Here is an 18,956-nt window from a genome sequence, read left to right as displayed (position 1 = left end):
GCTCCGGCCCTAGGCCCAGGAAATGCTGAGGATCTCGTAGCTGCGGTCCCCGCCGGGCGTGCGCACCTCGACGCTGTCGCCCTCCTCCTTGCCGATCAGGGCCCGGGCCAGGGGCGACTTGATGTTGAGCCTACCGGCCTCGAGGTCGGCCTCGTATTCGCCGACGATCTGGTAGGTCTTTTCCTCGTCGGTGTCCTCGTCGACGATCCCGACCGTGGCGCCGAACTTGATCGCGCCCGACATCCGGGCCGGGTCGATCACGTCGGCCAGCGACATGACACCTTCAAGCTCCTTGATGCGGCCCTCGATGAAGGACTGCTTTTCCTTGGCCGAATGATACTCGGCGTTCTCGGACAGGTCGCCATGTTCGCGTGCCTCGGCGATCGCCTTGATGATCGCGGGGCGGTCCTCGCTCTTGAGCTGCTTGAGCTCGGCCTGCAGCTTGTCATAGCCGGCACGGGTCAGCGGTATCTTTTCCATCGGTCCGTCCTGAAAAGCGTCAATCTTGAAGTGCGCGTTCATAACCCTACGGGCCACCGGGCCTCAAGGGAAGTCTCCGGAAGCGTATCCAGGACCCGAGAATATGAGGTGGCGCCGCAGCCGCAAGGCCCCGCCCGGGTCGCAGCGCGACAATTTAACGTCGTGTCGCGATTGCCCCGGCATGGCTTGTCCGATACCCAATATGCCAAGGTCGCGCGCAGCACTAAGGGAGCCACGGACATGGCCGAGATGGAACGCGAATCCATGGACTACGACGTCGTCATTGTCGGGGCGGGGCCCGCCGGCCTTTCGGCGGCGATCCGCCTCAAGCAACTGGATGCCGATCTCGAGGTCGTCGTGCTTGAGAAAGGCTCCGAGGTCGGCGCGCACATCCTGTCGGGCGCGGTGCTCGACCCCTGCGGCCTCGACGCGCTGATCCCCGACTGGAAGGACAAGGGCGCGCCGCTCAACGTGCCGGTGCGCGACGACAACTTCTATATGCTGGGCGAGTCCGGCAAGATCCGCGTGCCCAACTGGCCGATGCCGCCGCTGATGAACAACCACGGCACCTACATCGTCAGCATGGGCAATGTCTGCCGCTGGATGGCCGAACAGGCCGAGGAACTGGGCGTCGAGATCTTCCCCGGCATGTCCTGCTCGGAACTGGTCTACGGCGACACCGGCGAGGTCAAGGGCGTCGTCGCCGGGGTCTTCGGGCTGGAGCCCGACGGCTCTGTCGGGCCCAACACCGAGCCGGGCATGGAACTGCACGGCAAATACGTCTTCCTGTCCGAGGGCGTGCGCGGCTCGCTGGCCAAGGAGGTCATCGGCAAATACGACCTCGACGCCGGCAAGGAGCCGCAGAAATACGGCCTCGGCATGAAGGAAATCTGGGAGGTCGACCCCGCCAAGCACCGCGAGGGGTCTGTCACCCACACCATGGGCTGGCCGCTGGGCGGCAACGCGGGCGGCGGGTCCTTCATCTATCACCTGGACAACAACCAAGTCTACGTCGGGTTCGTGGTGCACCTGAACTACCGCAACCCGCACCTTTACCCCTACATGGAATTCCAGCGCTTCAAGCACCACCCGATGGTGGCCGACCTTCTGGAAGGCGGCAAGCGCGTGGCCTATGGCGCACGGGCCATTTCCGAGGGCGGCTACCAGTCCATGCCGAAAATGGTCGCGCCCGGAGTGGCGCTGCTGGGCTGTTCGGTGGGCATGGTCAACGTGCCGCGCATCAAGGGCAACCACAACGCAATGCTGTCAGGCAAGGCCGCCGCCGAGGCCGCCCACCACGCGATCGGCGCCGCGCGCGCCGGCGACGAGCTGACCGCCTACGAGGACGAGGTGCGCACCGGCGCCATTGGCCGCGACCTGAAAAAGGTGCGCAACGTGAAGCCGATGTGGTCCAAGTGGGGCCTCGGGGCCTCGCTCGCCCTGGGCGGGGTCGACATGTGGACGAATACCCTCTTCGGGCGCAGCCTGTTCGGCACCATGGCGCACGGCAAGTCGGACGCCGCGGCGACCGAACCGGCGGACAGGCATCAGCCCATCGACTACCCCAAGCCCGATGGCAAGCTGTCCTTCGACCGGTTGACGAATGTCAGCTATTCCATGACCAACCACGAGGAAAACCAGCCCGTCCATCTGACACTCAAGGATGCCAGCATCCCGGTCGCGGTGAATCTGCCGAAATACGCCGGCCCCTCGGCCCGCTATTGCCCCGCCGGGGTCTACGAGTTCGTCGAGAAGGACGGCGAGCAACAGTTCGTCATCAATTTCCAGAACTGCGTGCATTGCAAGACCTGCGACATCAAGGACCCCAGCCAGAACATCCACTGGACGGTGCCGCAGGGGGGCGACGGGCCGAACTACCCCAACATGTAGACGCGGCGGCGCGGTGGGCTGCGCGCTGCCCCGCCGCACGGCCCGGTTGTGATTTGCCCCTGTCGGGGCGGCGCTATACTCAAAGCTTGCCAACCCGTTCGGAGAGTGCCGTGCCAAAACCCCTCAGCCTTGCCCTGATCGCCGCCATCGCCCTGTCGGGGCAAGTCGCCGCCAGCCCGGACCTGGGCGCCTACCTGGCCGCGCGCCAGGCCGGGCTGACGCAGGACTACGACGCGGCAGCCACCTATTTCGGCAAGGCGCTGACGCGCGACCCCGGCAACACGGCCCTGCGCGAGAATACCCTGACCGCCCAGATCGCGGTGGGCCATGTCGAGGACGCGCTGCCCGTGGCGCGGGCGATGCTGGCGGACGGACAGAACGGGCAGATGGCTAACATGGTCTTGCTGGCCGAGGCCGCCCGGGCCGAAGACTGGACCCGCATCTTCGATATTCTGGACGCCGGGCATGACGTCGGCCCAATGATCGACGGATTGACGCGGGCCTGGGCCTTGGTGGGCACGGGCCGCATGGATGCCGCGCTGGCCGCCTTCGACGAGACGGTCGATGCGCCCGGGCTGCGCTCCTTCGGGTATCTGCACAAGGCCGTGGCCCTTGCCCAGGCCGGGGACCTCGAAGGGGCTGACGCGATCCTGTCGCGCCCGCCCGCGCAGGGCGTGGCACCTACGCGGGCCTCGGTGCTGACCCACGTGCGGGTGCTTTGTCGCCTCGGCCGGTTCGAGCGCGCGCAAGAGGTGCTCGACGACGGCTTCGGCCGGACCGCGGCGCCCGACCTGCGCGCCATACGCGAAAAGGTCGCCGCCGGGATGGTGCCAACACGGGCCGGGCTGGCCGATACCCCGCGCGGCGCGGTCGCGCATCTCTACCTGAGCCTGGCCGAGGCCCTGCAGGGTGGCGAGGCCGACCCCTCCTACCTGCTGATGTATGCGCAGGCCGCCGCCCATATCGACCCGAAGCTGGCGCGCGCGCATGTCACGGCCGCCCGGCTGCTGGACGAGATCGGCCAGCACGACCTTGCCGCCGCCGCCTTCGCCCGGGTCGACCCGGCCGACCCGGCCTTTCTGACCGCGGAACTGGGCCGGGCCGAGGCGCTGCGCGCGCAAGGCCGCACCGAGGCCGCGATCGAGGCACTGTCGCAGCTGGCCCGCCGTCACGGCGACGTCGCCCTGGTGCATGCCTCACTGGGCGACATCCACCGCGAAGCCGGGGACTATGCCGCGGCCAACAGCGCCTATGACACCGCGCTTTCGCTTTACGCGCCGGATCATCCCTCGCGCTGGTGGGTCACCTATGCCCGCGGCATCACCCACGAACGGCTGGACCAATGGGACAGCGCCGAGGCGGATTTCCGCGCAGCGCTGCGCCTCGAACCCGGCCAGCCCTCGGTGCTCAACTACCTCGGGTATTCCATGGTCGAGATGGGCGAGAACCTGGACGAGGCCCTGGCCATGATCGAACAGGCCGCGGCAGCCCGCCCCGAGAGCGGCGCGATCATCGACAGCCTGGGCTGGGTGCTGTTCAAGCTGGGCCGCTACGACGAGGCCGTGACACACATGGAACGGGCAGTGGAGCTGGTGCCGGTGGACCCCATCGTCACCGATCACCTCGGCGATACCTACTGGATGGTCGGCCGCACGGTCGAGGCACGCTTCCAGTGGCGACGGGCCCTGTCCTTCGACCCCGCCCCGGACTTGGCCGAGCGCATTCGCCGCAAGCTGGAGGTCGGCCTGGACGAGGTCATGCGCGAGGAGGGCCGGACCCCGGCGGACATGGCCTATGACGCCGACTGAGACCGCGCCGCTGACGGAGCCGGCACCGGCCAAGCTGAACCTTTGCCTGCATGTCACCGCGCAGCGCGCCGACGGCTATCACCTGCTCGACTCGCTCGTCGCCTTCACTGAGGTAGGCGACAGCGTCACCGTGACCCCGGCCCCGCGCCTGACCCTGAGCCTCGACGGACCCTTCGCCGACGCCCTGTCGTCGACGGCCGAAAACCTCGTTCTGCGGGCGGCGCGGGTGCTGGACCCGGATCGCGGCGCGCATGTTCACCTGCACAAGGCCCTGCCCGTGGCCGCCGGGATCGGCGGCGGCTCCTCGGATGCGGCGGCGACCCTGAGGGCCCTGTCACGGCTCTGGGACCGGCCCCTGCCGGATGCGACGCGCCTTCTCGCCCTCGGGGCCGATGTGCCTGCCTGCCTTCACCCCGGGCTGCTGCGGATGGGCGGTATCGGCCAGGACCTGACACGCCTCGGCGCCCGGCCCCCCCTGCCCCTGCTGCTGGTCAACCCCGGCGTTGCACTGTCGACACCGCAAGTCTTTGGCGGCCTGGCGCAAAAGACCAACCCGCCGATGGACGACCCGATACCGGCGCCCGCGGATACCGACGCCTGGCTGGCCTGGCTGACGCGGCAGCGCAATGACCTGGCCGCCCCCGCCATTGCCGCGCAGCCGGTGATCGGCAGGGTGCTGGAGGCCCTGGCCACCCGCCCGGGGGCCCGGCTGGCCCGCATGTCGGGATCGGGCGCCACATGTTTCGCAGTCTTCGCGCAGGCAGCGCACCGGGATGCGGCGGCGGACAGCCTGCGCGCCGCTCACCCCGACTGGTGGATCATGCCGACACACCTTTGGTCCGGATGAGGGCGGCGCGTCGACGCGCCGCGGACACGGGCTTTGCAAAGCCCGTTCTACGCGATATCACCATCGCGTCACCGACGCCGCGTCGACACGGCGTCCGCTTCAGCGCACCCGCGCGACGACGTAGTCGGCCAGGTCCAGCAGGATATCGCGCACCTCATGATCCGGCATGTCCGCCAGCGCCGCCTTGGCCCGATCGGCCCAGGCCAGGGCCTCGGCCCGGGTCGCCGCGATGGCGCCGTGCTGGTCCAGCAGGGCCAGCGCGGTGTCCAGGTCGCCCGCCTCCTGCCGGCCCTGCTCGATCGTGCGGCTCCAAAAGCTGCGTTCCTCGGCACCCGCCGCGGCCAAGGCCTTGATGAGCGGCAGCGTCAGTTTGCGCTCGCGAAAGTCGTCGCCGATGTTCTTGCCGGTGGCGTCTCCCCCTGCGTAATCCAGAACGTCATCGACCATCTGGAAGGCGATGCCCAGCGCGTCGCCATAGTCGAACATGGCCTGCACGCGCGCCGCGTCCTGGCCGGCGATCACGCCGCCAACCTCCATCGCCGCCGAGAACAGCGCCGCCGTCTTGCCGCGCACGATCTGCAGGTAGATGTCCTCGGTGGTGGCCAGATCGCGCGCCGCCGTGAGTTGCAGCACCTCGCCCTCGGCGATGGTTGCGGCGGCATCGGACAGGATGCGCAGCACCCGCAGCGACCCGGTCTCGGTCATCAGCTGGAAGGCCCGCGCGAAGAGGTAATCGCCCACCAGCACGCTAGAGGTATTGTCCCAAAGCAGGTTCGCGGTGGGCCGCCCGCGCCGCTGCGCGCTGTCGTCGACCACGTCGTCGTGCAGAAGGGTTGCCGTGTGGATGAACTCGACCGTGGCGGCCAGATGCACGTGATGCGGCCCGTCATAGCCGCACATTCGCGCGGCCCCCAGCGTCAGAAGCGGGCGCAGGCGCTTGCCGCCGGCCTCGACCAGATGCGCGGTGACCTCGGGGATGCGGGGCGCGTGCTCGGAGGCCATGCGCGCGCGGATCATGCCGTTGACGCGGTCCATGTCCTCGGCCAGCGCCTCTGCGAGGCGTTCCTGAGGTTTCGTGGCGGCATCGAGGCTCATGAACTCTCCGTCGGATGCTCGACAAAGGCGGGGATTTCGCCTTAAGTCAGTTGGATGAAGGAACTTCTGCGCAGCAACGACCCCACCGTGATCGCCTTTGCCAAGGCCCTGCTGGACGGCGAGGGTATAGAGGTGTTCGAGCTGGACGTAAACATGAGCGTCCTCGAAGGCAGCATCGGCATTTTGCCGCGCCGCATCATGGTGCGGGACGCGGATCATTTCATGGCCGCCTCCATCCTGCGGGACAATGACATCGACCTCGGCCAGTGATCCCGGCCCCGGTGGCACGGCCGGGGTGACGCAAGACGCTTTCCTGGGCGGTCGCGTGACGCTGTTGCAGCCGGCGCGCGGCTACCGCGCCGGGGTCGACCCGGTGCTGCTGGCCGCCGCCACCCCCGCGAGGCCCGGGCACTCGGTGCTGGAGCTTGGCTGCGGCGTTGGCGCGGCGCTGTTCTGCCTGGCGGCGCGGGTGCCGCAGCTGGCGCTGACCGGGGTCGAGCTGCAGCTCGATTATGCCGATCTGGCCCGCCGAAACGCCACTGCCAACGGCATACCGGCCCGGATCGTGGATGGCGATCTGCGCACCCTGCCCGGTGACCTGCGCGCCCGCGGCTTTGACCACGTCATCGCCAACCCGCCCTATTTCGACCGTCGCCGCGGCACGGCCTCGGACCGCACCGGGCGCGAGACGGCCCTGGGCGGCGACACGCCGCTGGGCGACTGGCTGGACGTGGCCACGCGTCGGCTGTCCCCCAAAGGCTACCTGACGCTGATCCAGAAGGCCGACCGCCTGCCCGACATCCTGGCGGTGATGGACGACAGGCTGGGCAGCCTCGTGATCCGGCCCATCGCCGGGCGCGCGGGGCGCGATGCGGATCGGGTGCTGATCTCGGCCCGCAAGGAGGGGCGGGCGCGCCTTCGGCTGCTATCCCCGCTGATTCTCCATGACGGGTGCGCGCACGGCGCCGACGCCGAGGACTACACCGCCGAGGTTCGCGCAGTGCTGCGCGACGGCGCGGCCCTGCCGATGATCGGTTAACCTTTCAGCAAGGGTTTGCGGGTCTCCTGCGACATGGAAGGAATATCGCCCCGTTTTGCTGCCGAGCGGCGTGACAGGCGCCGAAAGGTATGATGCACTTTTATGACAACTCAACCGCATGGAGGACCCAATGAGCATGACGTCGCATCTGCAAGAGCTCAAGAGAAAGCACGACCAACTGTCCCAAGCCGTTGAGACCGCCCAGCGCGCCCCGGGGAGCGACGACCTGGAGATCGCGCGCCTGAAAAAGCAGAAACTGCAACTCAAGGAAGAAATCGCCCGGCTGGAAGACCGGGCCTGACACCCCCCGCCGTGTGGCACCGGAAAAGGCCGCCCCGGCGGGCGGCCTTTGCCGTTCTGCACCCCTCATGCGAGACGCGGTCTCAGACGAAGAACTGTCCGCCGTTGGCCGAGATTGTCGAGCCGTTGACGAAGCTCGACTCGTCGGAGGCCAGGAAGGCCACGCAGCGGGCGATTTCCTCGGGCTCGCCCAGGCGGCCGGCCGGGATCTGGCTGATGATGGCCTCGCGCACCTTGTCGGGCACGGCCATGACCATCTCGGTCGCGATGTAGCCGGGGCAGACGGCATTGGCGGTGATGCCCTTGGCCGCCCCCTCCTGGGCCAGCGACTTGATGATGCCCAGATCGCCCGCCTTTGTGGCGGCGTAGTTGACCTGCGCGAACTGCCCCTTCTGGCCGTTGATCGAGGAAATCACGATGACCCGTCCGAAACCGCGCTCGCGCATGCCCGGCCAGACCGGATGCACGGTGTTGAAGACGCCGGTCAGGTTGGTGTCGATCACCTGTGACCACTGCTCGGGGGTCATCTTGTGGAAGGGGGCGTCCTTGGTGACGCCCGCGTTGGCGACGACCACCTCGACCGGGCCGAGATCGGCCTCGACCTTTTCGATGCCGGCCTTGGACTCGTCGTAGTCGGCGACGTTCCACTTGTAGGTCTTGATGCCGGTTTCCTCGGTGAACTTGGCGGCAGCCTCGTCATTGCCGGCATAGGTCGCGGCGACCTCGTAGCCGTCCTGCTTGAGCCTCTTGGAAATGGCGGCGCCGATCCCGCGGCTGCCCCCCGTCACCAGTGCAACACGTCCCATGGTCTTTCTCCTCCTTCAGGGGATTGTCCGGGCACCCTCCCGGTGCCCGCGTTTTTCGGCGGTTCGGCGGTCAGCGCTCGACGCAGAGCGCGACGCCCATGCCGCCACCGATGCAGAGGGTGGCGAGGCCCTTCTTGGCGTCGCGGCGCTTCATCTCGAACAGCAGGGTGTTGAGCACGCGCGCGCCCGAGGCGCCGATCGGGTGGCCGATGGCGATGGCCCCGCCGTTGACGTTCACGATATCGGGGTCCCAGCCCATGTCCTTGTTCACGGCACAGGCCTGGGCGGCGAAGGCCTCGTTCGCCTCGACAAGGTCCAGGTCGCTGACCGACCAGCCCGCCTTGTCGAGCGCCTTGCGGCTGGCATGGATTGGGCCGACGCCCATGATCGAAGGGTCCAGGCCAGCGGTGGCGTAGCTGGCGATGCGGGCCAGCGGCTCGATGCCGCGCTTCTCGGCCTCGTCGGCGCTCATCAACAGGGTTCCGGCGGCCCCGTCATTGAGCCCCGAGGCGTTCGCCGCGGTGACCGAGCCGTCCTTGGTGAAGGCCGGGCGCATCTTTTCCATGCCCTCCATCGTCGCGCCGTGGCGGATGTATTCGTCCTTGTCCACGACGGTATCGCCCTTGCGGGTCTTGACGGTGAAGGCGACAACCTCGTCGTCGAACTTGCCCGCATTCTGGGCGGCCTCGGCCTTGTTTTGGCTGGCCAGGGCGAGTTCGTCCTGTTGGTCGCGGCTGATCTGCCACTTCTCGGCAACGTTCTCGGCGGTCTGGCCCATGTGATAGCCGTTGAAGGCATCCCAGAGGCCATCGCGGATCATCGTGTCGATGTATTTCATGTCACCCATCTTGTGGCCCTGGCGCAGGTTCGCCGCGTGCGGCGCCATCGACATGTTCTCCTGCCCGCCGGCGGCAACGATCTGCGCATCACCCAGCATGATGTGCTGCGCGCCCAGGGCCACGGCCCGAAGGCCCGAGCCGCACACCTGATTGATGCCCCAAGCGGCGCTTTCCTGCGGCAGGCCGGCGTTGACATGCGCCTGCCGGGCCGGGTTCTGGCCCTGCGCGGCCGTCAAAACCTGGCCGAGGATGGTTTCCGAGACCTCGCCCTTGTCGATGCCGGCCCTTGCAACGACAGCCTCCAGCACGGCGGTGCCAAGGTCGTGGGCGGGGGTGTTGGCAAAGGAACCGCCGAAGCTGCCCACTGCGGTGCGGGCGGCCGACGCGATAACGACATTGGTCATGGATGAGTCCTCTCTTGATCCGTCAACTTTGGCGGACCGGAGCCGGACGCGGAATCACGCGGGCCCGAACCCGCCGTTTCCCCCGTCATAGGCGGTCCATGCTGCATCCGCAACACGGATTGCGCCCCGATTGGGTAATATTATTTCAAAAACGCCCACCTGAGCGTTCAAATACGAAAGCGCGGAACGCCGTAGTAATAGCCCTGCAGGCAATCGACACCGAAGCCTGTCACGACCTCGGCTTCGCGGGCGGTCTCGACCCCCTCGGCAACCGCGAACATCTCGAACTGGTGGGCGATGGTGATCAGCGCCTCGGCGATCACCTGGTTGTCCGGGTCCTGGTCGATGGCGCGGACGAAACAGCTGTCGACCTTGACGAGATCGAAGAAGAAATCCTTGAGGTGGCGGAATGCGGTCAGCCCGGCACCGAAATCGTCGAGCGCGAAGGCCATGCCCAGCGGCTGCATCTCTTCCATGAAGCGGATGACGACCTCGGGCAATTGCATGGCGCTGGCTTCGGTGATCTCGAGGATCAGGCGATGGCCGAGGTCGGGGTCCGCGTGCAGCGCCTTTTCGAGGACACGCCGCCAGGCTCCGTCGCCCAGCGACCGGGCCGACACGTTCACCGCCAGCCGCACGCCCGGCATCTCGCGCAACCGCGCAAGGCCGAGGGCCAGGGCGGCACAGTCGATGTCCCGGCCGATGCGATCCTCTTCGATCCGGTCCATGAATTGGCCCGCCGGGATGACGCGGCCGGTCTCGTCCAGAACCCGGATCAGCCCCTCGTGAAAGGCCACCTTGCCAGCCGGCCCCGCCAGAACGACGGGCTGGAAGGCGAGCGCACAGTGATCCTGCGCCAGGGCATTGCGCACCATGCCCATGACATCCCTGTCGCGGACGCTGACGGCATACTCCAGCGGGTCCTTGGGCACCTGGTCGTCAAGCGCGGACCGGGAAAGATCGAAGGCGGGCATCGGCCACTCCGTTCAAGTCCCGTCCGGTTTGCCAGCCACGCCGTTAAGCGCTGGTAAAACGCGGCCGTTTACGTTGAATTGTCTGAACAAGGAGGCATGATGGACCGTTGCGGATGGGCCGGGCCCGACCAGATATACCTCGACTACCACGATACCGAATGGGGCGTGCCCGAGCGGGATAGCAGGGCGCTTTGGGAAAAGCTGGTCCTCGACGGGTTCCAGGCCGGCCTGAGCTGGATCACCATCCTCAAGAAACGCGAGAATTTCCGCGCCGCCTTCGAAGGGTTCGCCCCAGAGGTCATTGCCAGCTGGGGCGAGGCCGAGGTCGCGCGCCTGCTGGAGAACCCCGGCATCATCCGCCACCGCGGCAAGATCGAAGCGACGATTTCCAACGCCCGCGCCTACCTGGAAATCGAGGATTTCTCGGGCTTCTGCTGGTCCTACGTCGGCGACGCCCCGATCCGGAACCGTTGGACCACCCTCGCCGAGGTCCCCACCGCCACGCCACTGTCGACGCAACTGTCGAAGGACCTCAAAGCGGCCGGGTTCCGGTTCTGCGGCCCGACGATCGTCTATGCCTGGATGCAGGCCTGCGGGCTGGTCAACGACCACCTTGTCACCTGCCCGCGCCACGCGGCCTGCGCGGCGATGGCCTGACCGGGCGGCTTGCCCGGCCATTGCCGCCCGCTACATGTCGTGGTCGACGGAAATGGAGCCGGACCATGACACAGCCACCCCCGCGCCGCGCCGGCGGTCTGCCGGTGCCCAGCCGTCGTCTGGGGCGCAGCGCGCGCATGGGCGGGCTGGCGCTTGGCCTTGCGGGGCGCGCGGCGCGCGACGGGCTAATCGGCCTCGGCCGTGGCGAGCGGCCCGACCGCCGCGACCTGTTGCTGACCCCCGCAAACCTGCACCGCGTCACTGATGAACTGGCCCGGATGCGTGGCGCGGCCATGAAGGTGGGGCAACTGGTCTCGATGGACGGCGGCGCCGTCCTGCCCCCCGAGTTGGCCCAGATCATGGCCCGCCTGCGCGACGAGGCCGAGTTCATGCCGCCGAAACAGCTCAAGTCCGTGCTGACCGCGGCCTGGGGGCCGGACTGGCTGCGCCGCTTTGCGCAGTTTGACGTCCGCCCCGTCGCCGCCGCCTCGATCGGGCAGGTGCATACCGCCCGGCTCAAGGACGGGCGCAGCGTCGCCGTCAAGGTGCAATACCCCGGCGTCGCCCGCAGCATCGACAGCGATATCGCCAATGTCGGCAGCCTGATCCGCATGTCGGGGCTGGTCCCACGCGGGCTGGACCTCGCCCCCTTGCTCGACGAGGCGCGCGCGCAGCTGCACGCGGAAACCGATTACGCCGCCGAGGCCGCCCATATGACCCGGTTCGCCGACCTGCTGGACGACGATCCGCGCTTTGCGCTGCCCCGCCCGGTGCCCGAGCTCTCGACCGGGGCCGTGCTCACAATGGACTTCGTCGCCGGCGCGCCCATCGAGGCGCTGCAGGACGCCGACCAGACCACGCGCGACCGCGTGGTCACGGCGCTTTTCGATCTGCTGCTGCGCGAGATATTCACCTTCGGTCTGGTCCAGACCGACCCCAATTTCGCCAATTACCGCCATGACGCGGACACGGGCCGCATCGCGCTGCTGGATTTCGGCGCGACCCGCGCGCTGGCCCCCTGGGTGCCTTCCGCCTACGGGGCGCTGATCCGCGCGGGCCTGGCCGGCCGGCGCGCCGACATGGTCAGCGCGGCCACGACACTGGGCCTGCTCGACGCCACGCTGCGCGCCGACCACCGCGACCGCGTGATCGCCATGATGGAGACGGCCTTCTACGACCTGCGCCAGCACCCGATCTATGATTTTTCCGATCAGCGCCTTGTGCAGACCCTTCAGGCCGAGGGGATGGCGCTGGCGCAAGAGGGCTTGGCCCCGGCCCCGCCACCGGCCGACGTGCTGTTCCTGCAGCGCAAGATCGGCGGGCTCTACCTGCTGGCCGCGCGGCTGGGCGCACGCGTGGCCCTGCACGACCTGCTGGAGCGGCACCTGCCTTGATCACCAGCGGCTCAGCGCATCCTCGTCGTCGTCGCGCGCGGCGACCCAGGCCGCGCCTGCATCCGTTCGCTCTTTCTTCCAAAAAGGCGCCCGGGACTTGAGGTAGTCCATCAGGAACTCGGCCGCCTCGAAAGCATCCCTGCGGTGACGCGCCGCTGTGGCGACCATCATGATCACCTCGCCCGGCGCCAGCACCCCATGCCGATGAACGATCAGCGCACCCGTCAGCCGCCAGCGGCGCACGGCCGCGTCGCGGATCTCGGCCAGCGCCTTTTCCGTCATGCCGGGATAATGCTCGATCTCCATGGCCTGCAGCCCGCCAGCAACATCCCGCACAAGCCCCGAGAAACTCACGACGGCCCCGGCACCATCCGCCGCCGCCGTAAAGGCGTTCACCTCGGCCCCGGGATCAAAGGCGTCGGAATGAACCCGGACGGTCATCCCCTCACCCCCCGGTCATTGGCGGGAAGAACGCCACCTCGCGCACCCCGTCCAGCGGGTCCGTGAACTCGGCCAACTCCTGGTCCAGCGCGACCCGCAGCGCCGAAAGGTCGGCAAAGGCCGCCGCATAACGCTCTTCACGCCCGCGCAATTCCTCGACAAGCTCGGCCACGGTCGCGGCCTCGGTCTGCACCTGCTCGCGCGGCAGGCCGATGCGTTCGCGCACCCAGGCGAAATAGAGCACCTGCATGGCTACCCTTTCAGATGCGGCAGGGACTTGCGAAAGTAATCCCCGCCGGTGACAAGCGTGAGGACCATCGCCGCCCAGAGCAGCACGATCCCGACCCACCAGCTAATCTGCATCCCGCGGTATTTCCAGACGATCCCCAGTTCATCGGGCACCTCGCCGGCAAGGATGTCGCGCACCACCGCGTCGCTCATGCCCCAGGTCTGCATGATGAAGTAATGCTCGAATGCCCCGGTCGAGAACAGCACCGCGATGGCCGTCATCTGCGCCGCCGTCTTCCACTTGGCCAGCCGCGTCACCCTGAGCGTGCCGGCGGTATCGCCCAGAAACTCGCGCAGGCCGCTCACGAAGGTCTCGCGGAACAGGATCAGCGTCGCCGGCAGCAGGATCCAGGGGTCCATGCCGGAAAACCCGCAGATGACCAGCAGCGCGATCACCACCATGGCCTTGTCCGCGATGGGGTCGAGCATGGCGCCGAACTTCGACTCCTGGCTCCAGGCGCGGGCCAGATAGCCGTCGATCCAGTCGGTGAGGGCGGCCCCGGAAAACAGCACCAGCGCGATCCAGTCCGCCCAGGGCCGCGTGAAATACAAGAAGAGCACCGCCACGCCGGGCGCTGCCAGCAGCCGCAGCACCGTCAGGATATTGGGCAGGCTCCACGTCATGTCTGCGTCCTAGCGCCAATCCCGCCGCCGTGCCACACCCGCCCGCATCTTCTGGCCAAAAATATCCCGGGGGTTTGGGGGCTGGCCCCCAACCCCGAGGCGGCGGCACGCCGACGAGATATCCTGCGTGCCGCAGGCACACCGCAAGATCAGCCCGTCTCGTGGAAATGGCCGTGTATCGTCTCGGCCATGGCCTCCGAGATTCCGTCCACGGCCTTCAGATCGGCCAGCGCCGCGCGGCTCACCGCCTTGGCCGAGCCGAAATGCGCCAGCAGCGCCCGCTTGCGCGCCGCGCCCACGCCGGGGATGTCGTCGAGCGGCGTGGCGCCCACGGATTTGGCCCGCTTGGCGCGATGCGTGCCGATGGCGAAGCGGTGCGCCTCGTCGCGCAGGCGCTGGATGAAATAGAGCACGGGGTCGTTGTGGCGCAGCGCCATGACCGGCTTGCCGGTGCGGTGGAACTCCTCCTTGCCATGGTCGCGGTCCGGCCCCTTGGCAACGCCAACCATGGGCACGTCGCCGACGCCCAGCTCGTCAAGAATCTCGCGCACCGCGCTGACCTGGCCCGCGCCGCCGTCGATCAGCAGCAGTCCCGGCCACTGGTCCGACTGCCGTTCGGGGTCCTCCTTGAGCAACCGCTTGAAACGCCGGGTCAGCACCTCTTTCATCATGCCGAAATCGTCGCCGGGGGTCAGATCATCCCCCTTGATGTTGAACTTTCGATACTGGCCCTTCTCGAAGCCCTCGGGTCCGGCCACGATCATCGCACCAACGGCGTTCGCGCCCTGTATGTGGCTGTTGTCAAAGACTTCGACGCGCCGGGGCACCTGCGGCAACTCGAAGGCCTTGGCCAGACCCTTGAGCAGTTTGCCCTGTGTCGCCGTCTCGGACATCTTGCGGCCCAGGCTCTCGCGCGCGTTGCGCGCTGCCCCGCCCACAAGCTCGGCCTTCTCGCCGCGCTGCGGGACCGTGATCTCGACCTTGCGCCCGGCCTTCTCGGCCAGAGCCCGGCCCAGCAGGTCGGCATCGTCCACCCCGTGCGACAGCAACAGCTGCCGCGGCGGCTCGCGCTGGTCGTAGAACTGCGCGATGAAGGCCTGCATGACCTCGGCGGGGTCCTCGTCGCCGGTCACGCGGGGGTAGTAGTCGCGGTTGCCCCAGTTCTGGTTCGCCCGGATGAAGAACACCTGCACGCAGGCCTGCCCGCCCTGCATGTGCAGCGCGATGATGTCGGCCTCGGCCACGCCCTGCGGGTTGATGCCCTGCGCGGTCTGCACCGAACTCAGCGCGCGGATGCGGTCGCGCAGGGCGGCGGCGCGCTCGAACGCCATATCGGCGGCGGCCTCTTCCATCTGCGCGGCGAGCGCGGCCTGCATCTCGGTCGACTTGCCCCGTAGGAACCGCTCGGCATCCTGCACCAGCTCCGCGTAGTCCTCTTTGCTGATCTTGCCGACGCAGGGCGCGCTGCAGCGCTTGATCTGATACAGCAGGCAGGGCCGCGTGCGGCTTTCGTAGTCGCTGTCGGTGCAGCTGCGCAGCAGGAACGCCTTTTGGAGCGTGTTCAGCGTGCGGTTGACCGCCCCGGCGCTGGCGAAGGGGCCGTAATAGGCGCCCTTCTGCTTCTTGGCGCCGCGGTGCTTGCCGATGCGCGGAAAGTCGTGGTCCTTGGCCACCAGGATGTTGGGGAAGGACTTGTCGTCGCGCAGCAGCACGTTGTACTTCGGCTTGAGCTGCTTGATCAGGTTCTGCTCCAGCAGCAGCGCCTCGGTCTCGGTCGCCGTGGTCAGGAACATCATTGAGGCGGTCTCGGCGATCATGCGCGCGATGCGTGGCGAATGCCCGGTGGGCCGGGCATAGTTGCCGACCCGCGCCTTGAGGTTGCGCGCCTTGCCCACGTAGAGGACTTGGCTCTGGGCATCGAGCATCCGGTAGACGCCCGGGCTGGCATCCAGCGTCTTCAGGTAGGCCTGGATGACCGGCGCGCCGGTGCGGGTGGGGATGTCTGCGTCGCTCATACCCCTAGCCTATGATTCCCGGCCCGCCCTGCAATGGCCCATGGCCGGGATCAAGCGGGAACATACCCACCAATCCTGTGGACAACCCCGTGGGCAAGCTTTTGGGCATCGGGAATTTTCCTTGTGTCATGACGGTTTCGTGACCGCGCCCAATTTTTGGGCAACATCTCAAGGTTCTGAAAACACTCAGGATTTTTTCGCCCACAGCACAAGTCACTGACTTTGTTACGAAATTGTTAAAGTGCATCCGCCCGCTCCAGCGCCCGTGCACAACTTGCTGCGGGCTCACTCCGTCCCGAGCACGTCGGGCGTCTGCCAGGCCAGGTGCTGACCGCCGTCGATGCACAGCAATTGTCCCGTTACCGCCGGGGCATCCAGGAAATAGCCCAGCGCGGCGGTGATGTCGGCGGGGTCCGCGCCGCGCCCCAGCACGGTCGCCGCGCGCTGGCGAGCGAAGTGCCCGGCGCTCTGGCGCGCGCCCTGCAGGGTCGGCCCCGGCCCGATCGCGTTGACGCGCACCCGCGGGGCCAGCGCCTGCGCCGCCGTCTGGGTAAAGGCCCAAAGCCCCATCTTGGCGATGGTGTAACTCATGAAGGCGGGGGTAAGCTTGCGCACCCGCTGGTCGATCATGTTGACCACCAGCGCCTGCGCCAGCGGCTCGCCCGCGTCATCCGTCGCCGCCGCGGGGGCCTGGTCGGCCAGCGCCTGGGTCAGGACGACCGGCGCGCGCAGGTTGGACTCGAGGTGCCTGTCCCAGCTTTCGCGGGTGATCGTGTCGATCTGGTCGTACTCGAAGACCGAGGCATTGTTGACAAGGCAGGTCACCGGCCCGAGCGCCCGCGCCGCGCGCGGCAGCAGGGCCTGCATGTCGTCCTCGGACAGCAGGTCGGCCTGCAGGGCCACGGCGCGACGGCCCATCCCCTCGATCTGGGCGGCGACCTCGTCGGCGGCCTGCGCGCTGCCGTTGTAGTGCACTGCCACGTCCAGCCCGCGCCCGGCCAGATAGAGCGCCATCGCACGTCCGAGGCGCTTGCCGCCCCCGGTCACCAGGGCCACACCTGTCATAGAACCACCCATACGTAAGCGATGTAGAGCACGCTGAAGGCGATGCCCCATATCCGGTTGATGTTCAGGCCAAGAAACACGAAGGGCACGAGGATCAGTGACGCCCCGAGCATGACCCAGAGATCGAAGCGCAGGATTTCCGCATCGACCGGGATGTCGCCCACCAGCGCGGCGACGCCGATGATCCCCAGCAGGTTGAACATGTTCGACCCGATGACATTGCCCAGCGCCACGTCGGCCTGGCGGCGCAGCGCCGCCATGACCGTGGTCGCCAGTTCCGGCAACGAGGTGCCGACGGCCACCAGCGTCAGCCCGATGGCGGTTTCGGAAACGCCGAATTCCCGGGCGATGTTGCTGGCCCCGTCGACCAGAAGGTCCGCGCCCAGCGGCAGCCCGATCAGCCCCAGCGCCAGGAACAGCACGATCCTGGGCCAGGGTAGGTCCGGGTCGGCGCCCTCGAGGTCGTCGGGGTCGTTTGCCGGGGCGGCGGCGTCGGCCTTGCGGTGATTGTTCGCCGTCCGCGCCGCGTGGGCCAGCATCGCCGCCAGCGCTGCCAGCAGGACCAGCCCCGCGATCCAGTCGAACTGCCCGCGAAAGGCCAGCGCGATGAACAGCACGGTCGCCGCGATCATCTGCATGTAGCTGTTGCGCGACTCGCACGCGCCGGTGTGCATCACCGCCAGCAGCGCCGGCACGCCCAGCACCATCAGCACGTTGGCCGTGTTCGAGCCCACCACGTTGCCCAGCGCCAGCCCCGGCACGCCCTCGCGGATGGCCTGCACCGAGATCAGCAGCTCGGGCGCCGAGGTGCCAAAGGCGACGATGGTCAGCGACACGATCAGGGCCGGGATGCCGATGCGCAGCGACAGGTTCACCGCGCCCTTGACCAGGCTGTCCCCGGCCAGCAGCAGTATCAGCAGCCCCAGCCCGGTATAGACCCAGTCCATCAGCATCAGCCGCGCCCCGTGCAGTCGCAGGGCTTGCCGAAGGTGTAGCGGCCGCACTTGGCGCATTTCGCGGCCGACAGCCTGTCCTGCGCGCGGCGCACGACGCGCGGCGCGCGCAGCTTGCCGATCATGCCCAGCACGCCGATGAAGACGAGAAAGAGAAGGACGATCTTGGCAATCACGTCAGAGGCCGAAACGGGCGTAGGCGGCCCGCTCCTCCAGCCCGGCGATAGCGTCATCGGCCAGCCCCGCGCCGAACCGCTGGAACAGGCCGCGTTTCTGCCCGTAGCGGCGGAACCGCACCTTGTCGCCGAACCTGTCTTTCATGGCCGGGATGAGCTGACCCAGCCCGTCAGCCAGGCCCACCTCGACGGATTGGCGCCCGACCCAGACATCGCCGGTGAAGAGGTCCTGTCCCTCGGGCAACTTGCCGGCGCGGCGCTCGGCGACGTGATCCTTGAAGTAATCGTGCATCTCGTCGAGCATCCCGCGCAGGCGCTTGATGTCCTCGGGTTTCTCGGGCTGGAAAGGGTCCATGAAACTCTTGGACTCGCCGGCGGTGTGGACGCGGCGCTCGACGCCGACCTTGTCTAGCGCCTGCGGCAGGCCGAAGCTGGCCGCGATCACACCGATCGAGCCGACGATCGAGCCGCGGTCGACGTGAATTTCCTGCCCCGCGGTGGCCAGCCAGTAGCCGCCCGAGGCCGCCACATCCTCGACGAAGCTGTAGACCGGAACCCCCTTCTCGCGCGACAGGCGCATGATCCGCGCCGCGATCAGCGCCGATTGCACCGGCGAGCCACCGGGCGAGTTGATTTCCAGCGCGACGGCCGCGGGCTTGCCGCGGCTGAAAGCCTTCTCGATGGCCTCGGCCGTGCCGCGGTCGGACAGGCCGCGCGCCCCGCCCGCCGCGATCTGGCCCTGCAGGCGCACGACCGAGACGACGGGATCGGATTTAAGGAAAGGGACCCACTGTTTCATGATTGCGGATGTAGGCTGTGCGCCGGTCGGGAACAAGGCGGCGTCGGCGCCAATTCTCAGGC

Annotated in this window: 21 protein-coding genes; 8 read left to right on the top strand and 13 right to left on the bottom strand. The window is 67.9% G+C overall.

What is annotated here, in order from left to right:
• Nucleotides 1–9 precede the first annotated feature (9 nt).
• Nucleotides 10–480, bottom strand: a complete 471-nt coding sequence (gene greA, locus BU124_RS09210; RefSeq protein WP_084862963.1) for a transcription elongation factor GreA — start codon at nt 478–480, stop codon at nt 10–12.
• A gap of 240 nt (nt 481–720) precedes the next feature.
• Here greA and BU124_RS09205 point away from each other — a divergent pair, with 240 nt between their 5' ends.
• The 3 genes from BU124_RS09205 (at nt 721) to BU124_RS09195 (ending at nt 5,025) form a co-directional block, all read left to right on the top strand.
• A complete protein-coding gene (locus tag BU124_RS09205) occupies nt 721–2,370 on the top strand; it encodes an electron transfer flavoprotein-ubiquinone oxidoreductase (protein ID WP_084862960.1) in 1,650 nt (549 codons plus the stop codon).
• A gap of 110 nt (nt 2,371–2,480) precedes the next feature.
• Nucleotides 2,481–4,178 carry a tetratricopeptide repeat protein gene (locus tag BU124_RS09200; protein ID WP_084862957.1) on the top strand — a complete coding sequence of 566 codons (1,698 nt, stop codon included), beginning with the start codon at nt 2,481–2,483 and terminating at the stop codon, nt 4,176–4,178.
• Nucleotides 4,165–5,025, top strand: a complete 861-nt coding sequence (locus tag BU124_RS09195; RefSeq protein WP_143529939.1) for a 4-(cytidine 5'-diphospho)-2-C-methyl-D-erythritol kinase — start codon at nt 4,165–4,167, stop codon at nt 5,023–5,025. Before BU124_RS09200 ends, BU124_RS09195 begins: the two co-directional genes overlap by 14 nt.
• 99 nt (nt 5,026–5,124) lie before the next feature.
• On the opposite strand, the gene BU124_RS09190 is transcribed toward BU124_RS09195, so the two are convergent.
• Entirely contained in the window at nt 5,125–6,120 is a 996-nt protein-coding gene (locus tag BU124_RS09190; RefSeq protein ID WP_084862954.1) for a polyprenyl synthetase family protein, read from the bottom strand.
• A 54-nt stretch (nt 6,121–6,174) separates the two neighbouring features.
• On the opposite strand from BU124_RS09190, the gene BU124_RS09185 reads away from it, so the two are divergent.
• The 3 genes from BU124_RS09185 to BU124_RS09175 all read left to right on the top strand — a co-directional run bounded on the left by BU124_RS09185 (nt 6,175) and on the right by BU124_RS09175 (nt 7,460).
• The gene (locus BU124_RS09185; RefSeq protein WP_084862951.1) at nt 6,175–6,390 is read left to right on the top strand and encodes a putative signal transducing protein; all 216 of its coding nucleotides are present in this window, start codon (nt 6,175–6,177) and stop codon (nt 6,388–6,390) included.
• Nucleotides 6,368–7,159, top strand: a complete 792-nt coding sequence (locus BU124_RS09180) for a tRNA1(Val) (adenine(37)-N6)-methyltransferase (RefSeq protein WP_084862948.1) — start codon at nt 6,368–6,370, stop codon at nt 7,157–7,159. The genes BU124_RS09185 and BU124_RS09180 overlap by 23 nt, the downstream gene beginning before the upstream one ends.
• Before the next feature lie 130 nt (nt 7,160–7,289).
• Nucleotides 7,290–7,460 carry a YdcH family protein gene (locus tag BU124_RS09175; RefSeq protein WP_084862945.1) on the top strand — a complete coding sequence of 57 codons (171 nt, stop codon included), beginning with the start codon at nt 7,290–7,292 and terminating at the stop codon, nt 7,458–7,460.
• Between the two features lie 82 nt (nt 7,461–7,542).
• Here the strand turns inward: BU124_RS09175 and phbB are convergent, their stop codons facing one another.
• The 3 genes from phbB to BU124_RS09160 all read right to left on the bottom strand — a co-directional run bounded on the left by phbB (nt 7,543) and on the right by BU124_RS09160 (nt 10,482).
• On the bottom strand, nt 7,543–8,265 hold the full coding sequence (gene phbB / locus BU124_RS09170; protein ID WP_084862942.1) for an acetoacetyl-CoA reductase: 723 nt from the start codon (nt 8,263–8,265) through the stop codon (nt 7,543–7,545).
• A gap of 70 nt (nt 8,266–8,335) precedes the next feature.
• The gene (locus tag BU124_RS09165; protein WP_084862939.1) at nt 8,336–9,508 is read right to left on the bottom strand and encodes an acetyl-CoA C-acetyltransferase; all 1,173 of its coding nucleotides are present in this window, start codon (nt 9,506–9,508) and stop codon (nt 8,336–8,338) included.
• Between the two features lie 167 nt (nt 9,509–9,675).
• Nucleotides 9,676–10,482: an EAL domain-containing protein gene (locus BU124_RS09160; protein WP_084862936.1), complete on the bottom strand. Its 807-nt coding sequence runs from the start codon at nt 10,480–10,482 to the stop codon at nt 9,676–9,678.
• Between the two features lie 96 nt (nt 10,483–10,578).
• On the opposite strand from BU124_RS09160, the gene BU124_RS09155 reads away from it, so the two are divergent.
• Together BU124_RS09155 and BU124_RS09150 are read left to right on the top strand one after the other, a co-directional pair.
• Entirely contained in the window at nt 10,579–11,139 is a 561-nt protein-coding gene (locus BU124_RS09155; RefSeq protein WP_084862933.1) for a DNA-3-methyladenine glycosylase I, read from the top strand.
• 65 nt (nt 11,140–11,204) lie between these two features.
• Nucleotides 11,205–12,533: an ABC1 kinase family protein gene (locus BU124_RS09150; protein ID WP_143529938.1), complete on the top strand. Its 1,329-nt coding sequence runs from the start codon at nt 11,205–11,207 to the stop codon at nt 12,531–12,533.
• Here the strand turns inward: BU124_RS09150 and BU124_RS09145 are convergent, their stop codons facing one another.
• The 8 genes from BU124_RS09145 to BU124_RS09110 form a co-directional block, all read right to left on the bottom strand.
• Complete coding sequence (locus tag BU124_RS09145; RefSeq protein WP_084862931.1) at nt 12,534–12,974, bottom strand: molybdenum cofactor biosynthesis protein MoaE; 441 nt, start codon at nt 12,972–12,974, stop codon at nt 12,534–12,536.
• A gap of 4 nt (nt 12,975–12,978) precedes the next feature.
• Entirely contained in the window at nt 12,979–13,224 is a 246-nt protein-coding gene (gene moaD, locus BU124_RS09140) for a molybdopterin converting factor subunit 1 (RefSeq protein ID WP_084862928.1), read from the bottom strand.
• A 2-nt stretch (nt 13,225–13,226) separates the two neighbouring features.
• On the bottom strand, nt 13,227–13,886 hold the full coding sequence (gene pgsA, locus BU124_RS09135; protein ID WP_084862926.1) for a CDP-diacylglycerol--glycerol-3-phosphate 3-phosphatidyltransferase: 660 nt from the start codon (nt 13,884–13,886) through the stop codon (nt 13,227–13,229).
• A 149-nt stretch (nt 13,887–14,035) separates the two neighbouring features.
• Nucleotides 14,036–15,901: an excinuclease ABC subunit UvrC gene (uvrC, locus tag BU124_RS09130; protein ID WP_084862923.1), complete on the bottom strand. Its 1,866-nt coding sequence runs from the start codon at nt 15,899–15,901 to the stop codon at nt 14,036–14,038.
• A 285-nt stretch (nt 15,902–16,186) separates the two neighbouring features.
• Nucleotides 16,187–16,966: an SDR family oxidoreductase gene (locus tag BU124_RS09125; protein ID WP_084862920.1), complete on the bottom strand. Its 780-nt coding sequence runs from the start codon at nt 16,964–16,966 to the stop codon at nt 16,187–16,189.
• Nucleotides 16,963–17,919, bottom strand: coding sequence for a calcium/sodium antiporter (locus BU124_RS09120; protein WP_084862917.1), 957 nt, complete (start codon nt 17,917–17,919; stop codon nt 16,963–16,965). Before BU124_RS09120 ends, BU124_RS09125 begins: the two co-directional genes overlap by 4 nt.
• On the bottom strand, nt 17,919–18,095 hold the full coding sequence (locus BU124_RS09115; RefSeq protein WP_179141893.1) for a hypothetical protein: 177 nt from the start codon (nt 18,093–18,095) through the stop codon (nt 17,919–17,921). Before BU124_RS09115 ends, BU124_RS09120 begins: the two co-directional genes overlap by 1 nt.
• Before the next feature lies 1 nt (nt 18,096).
• Nucleotides 18,097–18,894 carry a S49 family peptidase gene (locus BU124_RS09110; protein WP_084862912.1) on the bottom strand — a complete coding sequence of 266 codons (798 nt, stop codon included), beginning with the start codon at nt 18,892–18,894 and terminating at the stop codon, nt 18,097–18,099.
• Between the last annotated feature and the right edge of the window lie 62 nt (nt 18,895–18,956).

It is taken from the genome of Salibaculum halophilum, from assembly GCF_002094885.1.
Lineage (GTDB): Bacteria > Pseudomonadota > Alphaproteobacteria > Rhodobacterales > Rhodobacteraceae > Salibaculum > Salibaculum halophilum.
The sequence above is the reverse complement of the archived record's forward strand: the minus strand, read 5'-3'. Positions and strand labels throughout refer to the sequence as shown.

Coding starts and splice junctions, on each gene's coding strand:
- greA (WP_084862963.1), bottom strand. CDS start 480: ATGGAAAAGATACCGCTGACCCGTGCCGGCTATGACAAGCTGCAGGCC.
- BU124_RS09205 (WP_084862960.1), top strand. CDS start 721: ATGGCCGAGATGGAACGCGAATCCATGGACTACGACGTCGTCATTGTC.
- BU124_RS09195 (WP_143529939.1), top strand. CDS start 4,165: ATGACGCCGACTGAGACCGCGCCGCTGACGGAGCCGGCACCGGCCAAG.
- BU124_RS09190 (WP_084862954.1), bottom strand. CDS start 6,120: ATGAGCCTCGATGCCGCCACGAAACCTCAGGAACGCCTCGCAGAGGCG.
- BU124_RS09185 (WP_084862951.1), top strand. CDS start 6,175: ATGAAGGAACTTCTGCGCAGCAACGACCCCACCGTGATCGCCTTTGCC.
- BU124_RS09180 (WP_084862948.1), top strand. CDS start 6,368: ATGACATCGACCTCGGCCAGTGATCCCGGCCCCGGTGGCACGGCCGGG.
- BU124_RS09175 (WP_084862945.1), top strand. CDS start 7,290: ATGAGCATGACGTCGCATCTGCAAGAGCTCAAGAGAAAGCACGACCAA.
- phbB (WP_084862942.1), bottom strand. CDS start 8,265: ATGGGACGTGTTGCACTGGTGACGGGGGGCAGCCGCGGGATCGGCGCC.
- BU124_RS09165 (WP_084862939.1), bottom strand. CDS start 9,508: ATGACCAATGTCGTTATCGCGTCGGCCGCCCGCACCGCAGTGGGCAGC.
- BU124_RS09160 (WP_084862936.1), bottom strand. CDS start 10,482: ATGCCCGCCTTCGATCTTTCCCGGTCCGCGCTTGACGACCAGGTGCCC.
- BU124_RS09155 (WP_084862933.1), top strand. CDS start 10,579: ATGATGGACCGTTGCGGATGGGCCGGGCCCGACCAGATATACCTCGAC.
- BU124_RS09150 (WP_143529938.1), top strand. CDS start 11,205: ATGACACAGCCACCCCCGCGCCGCGCCGGCGGTCTGCCGGTGCCCAGC.
- BU124_RS09145 (WP_084862931.1), bottom strand. CDS start 12,974: ATGACCGTCCGGGTTCATTCCGACGCCTTTGATCCCGGGGCCGAGGTG.
- moaD (WP_084862928.1), bottom strand. CDS start 13,224: ATGCAGGTGCTCTATTTCGCCTGGGTGCGCGAACGCATCGGCCTGCCG.
- pgsA (WP_084862926.1), bottom strand. CDS start 13,886: ATGACGTGGAGCCTGCCCAATATCCTGACGGTGCTGCGGCTGCTGGCA.
- uvrC (WP_084862923.1), bottom strand. CDS start 15,901: ATGAGCGACGCAGACATCCCCACCCGCACCGGCGCGCCGGTCATCCAG.
- BU124_RS09125 (WP_084862920.1), bottom strand. CDS start 16,966: ATGACAGGTGTGGCCCTGGTGACCGGGGGCGGCAAGCGCCTCGGACGT.
- BU124_RS09120 (WP_084862917.1), bottom strand. CDS start 17,919: ATGCTGATGGACTGGGTCTATACCGGGCTGGGGCTGCTGATACTGCTG.
- BU124_RS09110 (WP_084862912.1), bottom strand. CDS start 18,894: ATGAAACAGTGGGTCCCTTTCCTTAAATCCGATCCCGTCGTCTCGGTC.